Raw genomic sequence first — 12,499 nt, 5'->3', positions numbered from 1 at the left:
ATGTATTGGAATAGTTTAACATATTAGGTAAATTTTATTAGGAATCGTGTCGAAAAATATTTTTTTGGCACTCCAACAGCGGTTCAAACCGTTGATATATCAATATTTATAGAGGGAGGAAAAAATACGTGTTAAATTTTCTTCATCTATTCCAATACCCGTATCCTCTACTGAAATTTGCATGTAGTTATTTTGCACTTCTGCTGTAACCGTTATTACTCCTTGTTTCGTATACTTAATACTATTATGAATGAGATTAAAGAGGATTTGCTTCAATCTGTTTTCATCTACGTACATCAATGGGAGCGAAGGATCAGTGTGATTTATTAGTTTGACAGATTTTCGATCAGGCAGTAAATAGGACATCTCTGCTATAATATCGCCTACAACTTGAAGGGATGTTGGTGCCGGTTCATTATGAATTTCCCCCCTTTTAATATTCCCTGCATCAAGCAAGTTTTCAACTAATGTCGCTAATCTCCTCCCAACATTATGGATAAGCAGTAAATTTTCCTGTTGTTCTTTTTTTAAAGGACCTAAGAAGCCCTCCAATATTGATTTTGATAGATTAAGAATCACATGCAGGGGCGTCCGTAATTCATGTGACGTCTTAACAAGGAAATCATCTTTAAGAGAATCGAAATGCAGAAGTTCTTTCGTCAACTCATCGACTTTTCTAAAAGCTTGTTGAGATCGATAGCTCATGAGAGACGATAGTCCAATAACCATAAATAAAAAGATAAAGAGCGGTGCTCCTCCAAATTCTACCTCAAATAACAAATTTACTCCTAGAAGAATTCCATAACAGGCATAAGATACAACCACATTTATGATATATAAGGAGCCTTCCATTTTATTACGATAAGCTTTTATCAAAACAAACAGGATGTAACAATAGGCAATACCAATCAACGCAACAACTAAAACTTGCAAAAATATAAGCGGAAAAAAATCCGAAAGCTTTATTGGACGAAAAGGTCCTAAAAATATAGCGGGTACTAAAAGCATAAGACAAAGAGCCATAATCATTTTCTTGTTGGCATATTGTGTAAAAAAGCTGTACACAAATAGTAAAAAGAAGAGTACAGATAAATGAATGGTCATGAGCTGCCATTGCAGCAATATTCTTTCACCAATTTCCGGAAATATCAACATTAATAATCTTTCATTTATTGCTGCTGTATAGAATCCTTGAATGAAACAAAAAATGCTAAAATACAATTCATATAAATTCTTCCGTTGTTGCAAATACGTAACTAAGTATATCAATCCAAATATAAGATAACCGGAGAACACGATCGCATCTAATACTTTAAACAGATCTCGATTTGCCAAGATATTTTCAACTGGACCAAATTTGATTGGACGGAGAATTCCTCCCGTTGTGACTTGATGGCTTGAGACATGGATAACTAATTCAAGCTGATTCTCATCACTATTAACGAAAGCGTTATATCTGGCATTACCAAAAATATATTCTTCTTCATTCTCTGAAGCATTTCCGCTATGTCCGATTTCGTTGCCATTTACAAACATCTTGCTAGAAAAACCAATCATATTAACCTTTATGCCAAAATTTCCTGCAAATGGTGTCTTTATTATCAATCGGTAAGTTCCATAAGGTTTATTTTTTTCAATATACTCATCCCATTTATCTGGGACTTTAATAAACTTCTTTTCTTCTTGATATTCACCAAACGCTAATGGCCTAGGTTCAATGAGAACTCCCGGATAGAATTCCCACTCCCCGTCTAATGTAATCAGTTGATTATCCTCAAATGTTAAGTGACTCACATCTAAGATGCCCTTTTCAGCTTTTGGCAGTTCGGGATTTTTCCAACCAGATACTGTGAAAACGTACACGACTGTAAATAAAATAAGAATTGCTGATAAAGATAATGTTATTTTTTTTCCCATTGGTCACCTGCAAATAGTCATATTCATCTAAACAATGTTTGCTTTATTATTGTGCGATATATAGATTTAAACATACGTCTCTGTTTCCCATTATAAAACAATAGAAAGTTTGTTCAATCCTATTAGAACACTTTCAATAAAAAATAGTCATTTTATTTAATTTTTTGGCTTTGTTATATGTTGGTGTTGATTTTTGGCTCATTTCGAGTGAAACTAAGGTTTCACTCGAAATGAGCCAAAAATCGTTTAATCAACAATATTGTTTAACAAAGCTATGTTTTAAAAATTCAAGCGTTAAAATTTGGTAATCAAGAGTATCAAGCATAAGGCTCTCTCACTCGGTAGGTGTAAAAATTTCCAACCATAAAAAAAAGAGAGTCTTTCAAAAGCATTGCTTTAAAAACACTCTCTACGCTATATCTACTTTAAAACCATGAAAATTGTTTTTAATCAAAACATTTCCTTTCTAAATAAATGAAGAAATACAAGAATTAGTTATTTTTAATTTCTATATCATCTGAATCCTCTTGGGCAGCCAATTCCAGTTCTTGCTTTAATATATTAGAAATATTATCGAGTCCCTCTTCGGATGGAACAAAGTAATAAATACGATCTATTATTTGACCCTCGCCCTCTAATTCAAAGGATTTGATTTTAGCAGTATTGATTGAAGAATATACATGTTGCAATTGGAAAATCTCGGTTGGACTTAAACTTGTTGTAACGTTTTTCCCTAGTATTTTAGAAATTTCACCAACCTTAAATAGTGTATTTGTCGAAATGGCCTCATCGATAGTCGCTTCGATAAATTGTCGCTGTCTTTCATCACGGGAATAAATATTGTTAACTTCACGTTTTCTCATTCGCACAAAAGCTAATGCTTCTTCCCCGTTTAACTTCTTCTCACCTTTTTCAAAATAAATTCTTTCTCCACCTGCATATATATCTTTTTCCCAAAATGGTTCTTTAATATCGACGGTAACACCACCCAATGCATTAACAAGATCTCTAAAACCATCAAAATTAACGGTGACATATTCATCAATTGGAATATTTAATAATTGCTCAACTTTTTCAACTGTAAGTTTATTGGCACCATAATCATTCATGGAGCCATATGAGTATGCCGCATTAATTTTATGAGTGCCGGCGTATTTTCCTGCTTCCTCCTCTGTAAATTCCACTCTAGTATCACGCGGAATACTAGTTATCGTTACATTTGCTGTTTTAGGATTTAATGTAACAACAATAAGGGAATCTGCTCGCCCATTTTCTCCGCTTGTTGCATAATTCTCGACACCAATTAATAAGAGCGATGTCGGCTCCTTTCCTATATTAACAGCTGTATTTCTCAGCTCTGAGTTACCATCTGGACGCTCTATCTCTTCATATGCTTCAGTTGCTGCGTTGTAAACATGAATAAAAAAGTATCCACCATAAGCAACAGTCGTGACCACTAATAGTAAAAGAACACTTATTGTATATTTTTTCCACTTGGACATTCTCTTTTTTTTCACTCTCAAACACATTGCCTCTTTTCTAAGCTAAATTTATTTACAGCGATGAACTGGCTTTTTTAAAATACAAATTTGAAGCAGATATTGAGGATCGCATTCATTCAAGACTAGAATGAGAGATTCGGAGTTATTTATTACTCCACTTTAAATTGTATCGGCTTCATCGATTCATCTATTGCTTTCATTTCATACCCATTTTCGTGAAAATAACTCAACAGTTCTTCTAAATGATTAGCTGTAGTTGGTTTCTCATGCATTAATACAACCAATGGTCTCTTACCAACATATTGGTTTACCTGCTGAATAACATTGTTCACATACTCACCTCTCGGCATCTTCCAATCCTCGGAATCAATATTCCAGTCCCATAAAATGAAATGATCACGTTCAATCACTTCCCTAAATGGAGAAGTAATATATGGTTTTGAACCATAAGGTGCTCTTATCAAACGCGAGTTTAGATTGGACTTATCAAAAATTGCATCCAGTGTTTCATTCATTTCTGATGCAAAATTTTCAGGAGAATGATAGATTTTAGATACATCATGTGTGACGCCATGAGCACCAATAGAGTGACCACTTTCAGCCACTTTCTTCACTATATGAGGATTTTGTTCGATATTTGGCTTCAACATAAAATAAGTTGCTTTTGCATGATACTGATTAAGCAGATTTAGTATTTTTTCTGAAGCAGTCGAATGCGGTCCATCATCAAAAGTTAAATAGACAACCTTGCCAAGTTCTAAATCTTTTTTCTCTTTATCTTTCTTTATAGGATCATTAGCTTTCTTTGTGCCCTGATCAGCGCTTTTATCTATTAAATCATTCGATAGTGGGTTATCAGCACTTTTGACCTTTTCCTCTACGATTTTGGGATCTGCTGCTTTAGATGATTCAAACATTTGCCCGACAACCTTCCCTGCCCATGTAACACATAATGAGATGATTAATAAAGAAAATATGACAACGGCTATTTTTCCCTTAACATTCAATTTATATCTTTTTCTTCTCTGTAAGTTTGACATATTCTTGCCCCCTAATAATACCACTGCTACATTGTAATCTTCTTTTTATTAGAATGATAGTAGCTATTATTTTTATATATTTTGACAAAACCCGACATATTTCTTTGCAAGATTTAATATAAACTACAATTGTCATAGAAGTTTGACCTACTTGTAAACAAAATGTCACAAAAAAATCTATCAACCTTTTGGTAAAAGAAATGATGGAGATTTACGTTAACACTATTGCCATTCATACGACTTTGACCATGTCCTTACGTAAGATATAGTTGTAAGGCATGAGCTAAAGAAGTACAAATTAAAAAGCCTCATTTAGTCAAAAACTAAAATGAGGCTTAATCAATCATAAATTTAAATTTTTTTACGTCTAAAAGGCCACTATATAAGCAGAGTCATTATTTGGAACAATTTGCGTTAAGGAGCCTTCCGCCGGTGAACTTTGCTTCTGTCCATGAATGAGAAGATTATTGCCATCAGGACTCCAAAACAAATCAAACGGCACGATGCCATGATATACAGGTTCTTGAAATAAAATATTCCTTCCTTGAAGTTTTCCTGCATAAACGGTGTCACGATCGTATAAAAAATAAGCTATTTTCTTGCGATCAGGAGAAAATTTAAAACTGGTTACTTTTTCAAGTAGAGCTGAAAGTTCACCATTCCGCTGATCGTACTCATAAAGAGTGTTTTCTGGTCCCAAAAATACAAACTGGTCATTATTCAACCATGTAGGTTCACCAAGTGTTCTTAACTTTTCGGACTGAAGATTAATCCCATTATCAGTAATGGTTCCCATGATGATACTGGAATCTCGTTTTGAGTTCGGTAGTATCGTCAATAACAAATTATCACCATTATCAGAAATGCTTATAGCTGTTGGGGATTCATTCTCTATCTCCTTTAATGGATATGTTTTAAGTGATCCCGTGTCTGTATCGAAGAGATGAACTTCCGCTGGCTGCTTTTTCTTTGCCGCAAGTACAAGATAGCAAATATAACGGCTGTTATTCGACCACGCTCCTCCTTGTACGTACATTAATTTATTATAATCAATGGTAGCTATTTCCGTTTTACTGCCATCCTGAACTGATATCAAGTTTATGATTCCCTTATTTGAGGTTGAAGACATCATGATTTCAACCATCTTCTTACCATCTGGTGAGACTAACAGATTGAAAGTATACTGATGCCATTCTTGTAACATCTCCGGCGTTTCATAAGGGAACGCAAGCGTATGAAGATAATCAGGTACCCGTTTGGCAACCTCTTCCTTTTTAAAAATGCCAATAATAGAGTTCTTTGAGGACCAACCAAATAATTTATCAACAGCAGGGAGAGGATAAATCTTTTTTACCAGAAAAGGATGGGAATTATGATTTTCAATATTGTTTTCTTCCTGTGCTGGAATCACAATTGTTTCCGCTCTTTCTCCACTGCAACCGGATACGAACAGGACAATAAGCAATGCGATCGATAACCAGCCAATAAACTGCTTGTTCAAGATGGTTCCTCCTCTCCTAAACGATTGATTTCCATCGCAACAATGGTCTGATTTTCCTCATAGAACATTTTGATCGCACCTTTGTGTTCCTCAACGATCGCTTTTACAATGCTTAACCCCAGCCCCATACTTCCCTTTTCTGTAGTTTGATTGCTGGCTGAATAGTGTGGTTGAAACAACTTGGAATATTGGACATCCTCGAAGGGCGGGCTAGGATTCTTAAAAATAAGATGAATTTTTTCTTCAACTGCCTTAGCTTCAACCATTATTTCTGAATTAGCGGAGCTGTACTTAATGGCATTATCAAGCAGATTAATAAATAACTGGCGTAATCTATCGGCTTGGCCATACACATATAAATTTTCTTCAATTTCAGCTTGAATTCTTTTCTTATATCGTTCTGCCCGAAACGACATTGACTCGCAAACATCTTTTAAAATTCCCCCAGCATCCACTCTGTCAAACTTTTGATTAATAGAAGAACTCCGTGATATTTCAAGAAGCTTTAACACCAAATTGTGAAGACGCCTACTTTCTTCTATTATGTGATTCATTCCTTTATTAAAAAACTTCTGATCAGATTCACCCTTTTCTTTTATCATTTCAGCATATCCCAGTATGGAAGTTAGCGGTGTTTTAAGCTCATGGGTAATATTATCATAAAAGCGCTTTTCCTGTTCATTCAGTTCTTTTAACTGATCACGATCCTTTTCAATCGTAGATATTTGATCTTTTATTCTGGAAATCATTTCATTAAAATTAACAGCAAGTTGACCAATTTCATCTTTTCTATGAAAATTGATATCTACATCCAAATTCCCTTTCTTAATATCTGATGATGCCTCCGTCAGCTTTGTCAGTGGAATCGTAATATTTCTGGAAAGAATGTAAGAAAAAAGGTACGCGACTGCAAATATTGCCAATGCAATATAAAAAATGAAATCGACAATTTCTCCACTCTGTTTATAAAGGAGACTAAAATCCTTGGAAAAGCGGAGTATTCCTACTTTCGTTCCGTCAATGACAACTGGATATGAAAAAAGAGCTTCTGCCTTACTCCGATCATAAATAATATGATAAGCAGTATTTCCACTAATAGCCTCTTTTAGATCTTCATCACTTTTCTTTAAAAATGCTGCTTCATCAGACGATGCTAACAATTCACCATCTACGCTATAGACACTAACATTGCTGCCTGTCGAATGTGTTAAATCATTTACCATGTCTGTAGCCATATCACTAAAATAAAGTTCATTGCTTTTATAATGATTAATCAAAAACGCTTGTCTTACATAAACAATACTATTTTTTTTAAGATCAACTAAATCTGAAGTAACAACTTTTTGATTGTTTGACCATATCGTCTCTTTTACCGTTTGATTAAGCACAAGAAAAGAAAGGACAAAAATAACAAAAAAGCCAATAATAAACTTAGCCTTTATCGTTCGAAACATCCTTTATCCCCCCAGCTTCTCAAACTTATATCCGATCCCAAAAACAGTAGTAATCAAATCACCTGCATTTAGCTTTTTACGGAGCCTTTGAATATGAGTATCGACCGTTCGGGTGTCCCCTACGAAATCATATCCCCATACAAGATTTAACAGTTCGGAACGAGAGTAAATTCTTCCACGTGATTCAATCAAGGTCATGAGTAAATCAAATTCTTTAGGTGTCAATTCTACTAATTGCTCATCCTTCTTTACCAGCCTCTCCTCTGGAATGATCACAAGATTTTTAATGCGAATTATTTCGCTTTCCGTATTTCCTTGTTCGCTTGAATTCGCATGATTTAAACGACGAAGAATCGTACGAATTCTTGCCACGATCTCTCGAAGATCAAATGGTTTTGTTATATAATCATCAGCGCCATATTCCAATCCTAGTACTTTATCCGTGATATCAGATTTGGCCGTAATCATCAGGATTGGAATATTATAGTTCTCCGTAACCATTTTACATAAATCTAAACCGCTGCAATCAGGAAGCATCCAATCAAGTAAAAGAAGATTAGGTTTGAACTCTGCCAATTTACTCATTCCTTCCGATCCGCTTGTTGCAATACATGTTTGAAAACCTTCCGATGTAAGTCGATAAGATAATAAATCCGCAATCGGTTCATCATCTTCAATAATAAGAATCCTTGTTTCATTCATAAACAGTCACTCATTCCTTTTTCGTATGTACTTATACTTCGCTATTATTTAAAGCTTTGTTAAACAGAATTTTGTTGATCAAACGCTCTGTTACTCATTGCGTGTGAAACCTTGGTTACACATGTCTGCTAGTAAGTATTTTTGAAGGTCAAAGGGAAGATAATCCAAAAATCAACACCGACATTCAACAAAGCCATAAAAAACATAGATATTCTCTAAATTATTGTAGCACAACAAATTCTGCAGGACTTCATTCCCCCCTGCTTTTTAATTCTTCCGCACTGTTTGTACCTTATTTCGATGAAAAGCCTTCGTTTTTCTTGCCTTTTCGCTCTAATGAAGAACGGATTTTACTCAAGAAATCAATAGGAGAACGATTGCTTTTCTTCAATCCGGGCTAAATTTTAACACTGTTGTATAAATGCTTCTTGATTAAAGTTGTTGCATTTACATAACCACAGATCTCATTTGAACTAAATCTGCACATATCTAATTTTAGCAATTTCCTAATAAAGATAAGGGTTTCCGCACACACTAATAATAAAACATGAAGGGAAATTGTCTTATGTTAAATCAAATTATTTTATGGGCGATGTTGATTCTCCCATGGGGCTTATTATTTTTTTTAGATAAACAGCGGGTGAGTGAATTTTTACCAGCAGGGTTATTTTCCTCACTTTTAATCACGATCGTATTTCAAATTTATGAAAGATGGGATATTGTAAAAGTAAAAGAAACGATTGTGCCTCTCACAAATGTTCCCCCAGCTACGTATGGATTGTACATTGCGTTACCGATGTTTTTTTTGTACCTTACTTTCGGAAATTTTTGGGTATACTGGATTCTTAATTTGGTTAGCGATCTGGTCTATTGTTTTGTATTCATGGGATTATATGAAAAATTTGGGATCTTCGATATTAATAAAATAAATTATTTTGGTATATTTCTAATACAACAAGCGTTATCTATGTTGATTTACCTCTTTCAAATAGGCTATAACAAGCTTCGAGAGCATTAAAAAATGTAAATAGACACTTTCCTAAATAATTGGGAAAGTGCCTTTTACAAGCTGAGAAGAAAAAAACGATTCTCCCCGCGCAAATGATGCTTTATTGATTTCTAAATATTCTCCTGTATTAAACCATCAATGATATTTTCTTTTTTGATCTTCCGAATCGAATACAGCATCACCGAGCTTACAATGATAAAAATAGCGATAATGACATAAACAATGTTCATCCATGGCACCATTAATCCGTAGGAAAAGGGGCCTTGTAAGGACCAATGTATAAGCGCCATTACCACTGCGCTAATAGGTAGCCCATAAAGCAATGCTTTCACACCATAAAAAACACTTTCATAGTTGATCAACTTATTAAATCCTTTTGGCGTCATTCCAACTGATTTTAACATCGCAAACTCACGTTTACGCAAAGATATACTTGTTGAAATCGTATTAAATATATTGGCTACAGAAATTAATGAAATTAAGGCAATGAACCCGTAAGTGAACACAGATAAAAGCATAATAAACTGTTCCTCTTTCTGTTTCTGCAAAGAAACATTATAGACATAAGTAGTAGTGGAAACCTGAGCCTCGAGCGCCTTCTGTGTCTCCATCGGATCAGAGCTATTTATAAATAAGTTTGTCTGCACTGAATCGGAAACATCCTCCTTTATTATTTGCTCGAGCACCTCTTCTCGGACGATCACTTCTAATGCTCCTACACCTGATGTCATTATTCCCATTGGAACTTGGTCCGTTAACGCTGCAAGCTTTATTTGCTGATGGGATACTTCCTCTTCGCTGTCATCATCCATTACGACCGTATCCAACACTTCCCCTGGTGTCATCTCAATTGCCTTTGTCTCAACAAATTTACCTAAACGATAATCCTGATATTTAATCTCATCAATCACAATAGCGTTAATGGTTGAGTTGTCTTCAAAGTCATTTTTATTTGCGCCGATCTGCTCTACATATCTTTGAAAACTCGATTCATCAAGTCCATATAGATTGATGACAAAATCATACGTATCTCCTTGAGATTGTTCATTCTCCATGATGTCATGAAGCTCTTTTGGCCACGCTTCTTTTTTTATTGGTGCCATTAACTGCATTTTCTTTTGAATGCTATAATCCGTAATTCCCGTCAAACCTGTGAGGGATTGTAGTTCCTCGTTGGTCAAATCGTTCTCATTCACTTCCACTTGGATGTCAAAATTGATTCCGTCCTGTGACAATTGGGCGGACTTACTAATATTACTTGTAAAAAAAGAGACCGATAAATACAAAACAATACTAATGACTAATGAAAATACAGTGGCTTTATATCTTCTTTTATTACGTTTCATGTTTTTCAAACCAATTTCTGCTTCAATTCCAAAAATTGTTCTTACTAGCTTTGATGTTTTTACTGTTCTGCCAGATAGTTTAATGTCCTGAGTTTGTCGAATCGCATCGATCGCAGCAATTTTTGACGCTTTTCTCGCGGGTAAAAAGGTGGAAATAAATATTGTCAACAGCGAAACCACACATGCAAGCAAGAGCGACAACGGTGTCACGACTACTTCTAATTTCTCGGTAACTCCAAGTGCTCCTTCTATCAAGGAATTAATAAACAAAAAGGTGACAGCAATGCCTCCTAATCCTGCAACAATTCCAATGGGAATACTTATTAAAGCAATGATTGCTCCCTCAAAGAATACGGAATCGCGTTTTTGTTTCCTCGTTGCCCCTACACTAGAAAGCATTCCTAAATGTCTTGCCCGCTCCGATACACTAATAGCAAAGGCATTATAGATGAGAGATACGGAACCGATTACGATTACAACCATGATGATACAGGCAAGGGAATACAATGTTCGTTGCAATTCATCATTATCTGTTACTCCATAAAAACGTAGAAGTTCCTTATTAAATTTAATTGTCTCTATCTTATTTTCACTTGCTACTTGTTCAACGGTTTTATAAAGAGAACGATTGATCTTATCGACAACGACAACAGCATCGACCACATCGTCATTGGACAGTAAATTCGGTTCGATTAAATTGATAACTGTATAAGCCGGTGACCAAGTAGATTCCCATATTGGTCTTTTAATGACACCAACAATCGTAAATGTTTGCGAATCCTCAATTACTAATTCTTCTTTTACCCCGTTCTCATCTTTGGCAAGTGGATCATTTTGCCTCAACTGATCATCGTATCCTTCTACAACCCTCTTCCCAAAATCGAGAGTGACTTTTTGACCAATCCTGTAATTTACACCAGCATCATTTTTAATTTCCTCTGAAATAACGATCTCATTAGCAGCTTGTGGAAGCCGTCCTTCACTTAACTCAATTGGAAATTGCTCAAATCCTGGCTCACTAAGTTCCTTTACAAACAAATATGGTTTATTCTTATTTTGGGAATTTGCTAACTTTGCATAGCCACGATCTCTTGAAACGACTAACTTGCTCGTGGATTCTTCCTTTGCGATCGTCTCCAGTTGCTCTTTTGTTACATCTGAATATTGAACATGCCATTCACCATTAGAAGCGATCGATTGCCTTTTCATTAAATCAAGAAAGGAAACTGCTAAAGTCGAAACTGCCATGATCATGGCAACGGAAATAATAACTCCGATAATCGTTATAAGAGTTCTTCTTCTATTCTTGCGTAAATGTCTAATCGTTAGTTTATTAACAATATTCATGGACGGAGCACCTCATCTTTGGCAATCCTACCATCCTCAATTGAAATAACACGGTCGGCCTGTAAAGCAATACGTTCATCATGGGTGATAACGATGAGTGTTTGATTAAAAGTTTTATTGAACATTTTGAGCAATTCCATAATTTCGCTGCTATTTTTACTATCCAAATTTCCTGTCGGTTCATCAGCCAAAATAATAGCCGGATTGCTGATCAGTGCCCGTCCGATCGAAACACGCTGCTGTTGACCACCAGATAATTGATTCGGCAAATGGCTTAAGCGCTCTTTCAAGCCAAGAATTCTCACAATCTCATCTAATTGTTTGCCATCTACCTTATGCCCATCCAGCAACACCGGTAATGTTATATTTTCTTCAACCGTTAAGATCGGAATAAGATTATAAAATTGATAAATCAAACCAATTTGCCTTCTCCTAAAAATAGCTAATTGTGTTTCGTCCAGCTCATAAATATTTGTATTATCGATAAAAACATTCCCGCTTGTCGGTCGATCAACTCCGCCTAATAAATGAAGCAAAGTTGATTTCCCTGAACCGGAAGGACCGATGATCACAACGAATTCTCCTTTTTTTACAGAAAACGATACCCGATCCAACGCTTTTACCTCTGTAACCCCTTTTCCATACACTTTAGACAGATCTTCTATTTTTAAAATATCCATG

General features: G+C 35.3%; 9 protein-coding genes. 1 reads left to right on the top strand and 8 read right to left on the bottom strand.

Features of this window, described 5'->3' with window-relative positions:
* Positions 1-99: 99 nt before the first annotated feature.
* The 6 genes from FCJ93_RS11560 to FCJ93_RS11535 all read right to left on the bottom strand — a co-directional run bounded on the left by FCJ93_RS11560 (position 100) and on the right by FCJ93_RS11535 (position 8,116).
* Positions 100-1,917 (bottom strand): sensor histidine kinase, encoded by a 1,818-nt coding sequence (locus FCJ93_RS11560; RefSeq protein WP_137743738.1) that lies wholly within the window; start codon positions 1,915-1,917, stop codon positions 100-102.
* Between the two features lie 491 nt (positions 1,918-2,408).
* Positions 2,409-3,434 (bottom strand): LCP family protein, encoded by a 1,026-nt coding sequence (locus FCJ93_RS11555; RefSeq protein ID WP_235879464.1) that lies wholly within the window; start codon positions 3,432-3,434, stop codon positions 2,409-2,411.
* Between the two features lie 134 nt (positions 3,435-3,568).
* Positions 3,569-4,459, bottom strand: a complete 891-nt coding sequence (locus FCJ93_RS11550) for a polysaccharide deacetylase family protein (protein WP_137743737.1) — start codon at positions 4,457-4,459, stop codon at positions 3,569-3,571.
* A 367-nt stretch (positions 4,460-4,826) separates the two neighbouring features.
* On the bottom strand, positions 4,827-5,960 hold the full coding sequence (locus tag FCJ93_RS11545; RefSeq protein WP_235879456.1) for a WD40 repeat domain-containing protein: 1,134 nt from the start codon (positions 5,958-5,960) through the stop codon (positions 4,827-4,829).
* A complete protein-coding gene (locus tag FCJ93_RS11540; protein ID WP_095314616.1) occupies positions 5,957-7,414 on the bottom strand; it encodes a HAMP domain-containing sensor histidine kinase in 1,458 nt (485 codons plus the stop codon). The genes FCJ93_RS11545 and FCJ93_RS11540 overlap by 4 nt, the downstream gene beginning before the upstream one ends.
* Before the next feature lie 3 nt (positions 7,415-7,417).
* Positions 7,418-8,116, bottom strand: coding sequence for a response regulator transcription factor (locus FCJ93_RS11535; protein ID WP_137743735.1), 699 nt, complete (start codon positions 8,114-8,116; stop codon positions 7,418-7,420).
* A 565-nt stretch (positions 8,117-8,681) separates the two neighbouring features.
* Between FCJ93_RS11535 and FCJ93_RS11530 the strand changes: the two genes are divergently transcribed.
* Positions 8,682-9,134, top strand: a complete 453-nt coding sequence (locus FCJ93_RS11530) for a hypothetical protein (protein WP_137743734.1) — start codon at positions 8,682-8,684, stop codon at positions 9,132-9,134.
* A gap of 101 nt (positions 9,135-9,235) precedes the next feature.
* Here the strand turns inward: FCJ93_RS11530 and FCJ93_RS11525 are convergent, their stop codons facing one another.
* On the bottom strand, positions 9,236-11,818 hold the full coding sequence (locus tag FCJ93_RS11525; RefSeq protein WP_137743733.1) for an ABC transporter permease: 2,583 nt from the start codon (positions 11,816-11,818) through the stop codon (positions 9,236-9,238).
* Positions 11,815-12,498 (bottom strand): ABC transporter ATP-binding protein, encoded by a 684-nt coding sequence (locus FCJ93_RS11520; protein WP_137743732.1) that lies wholly within the window; start codon positions 12,496-12,498, stop codon positions 11,815-11,817. The genes FCJ93_RS11525 and FCJ93_RS11520 overlap by 4 nt, the downstream gene beginning before the upstream one ends.
* Position 12,499: the final 1 nt, after the last annotated feature.

The sequence above is a fragment of the Robertmurraya siralis genome (genome assembly GCF_005502275.1).
Classification (GTDB): Bacteria; Bacillota; Bacilli; order Bacillales; family Cytobacillaceae; genus Robertmurraya; species Robertmurraya siralis.
This window is presented reverse-complemented; position numbering and strand designations above follow the sequence as displayed.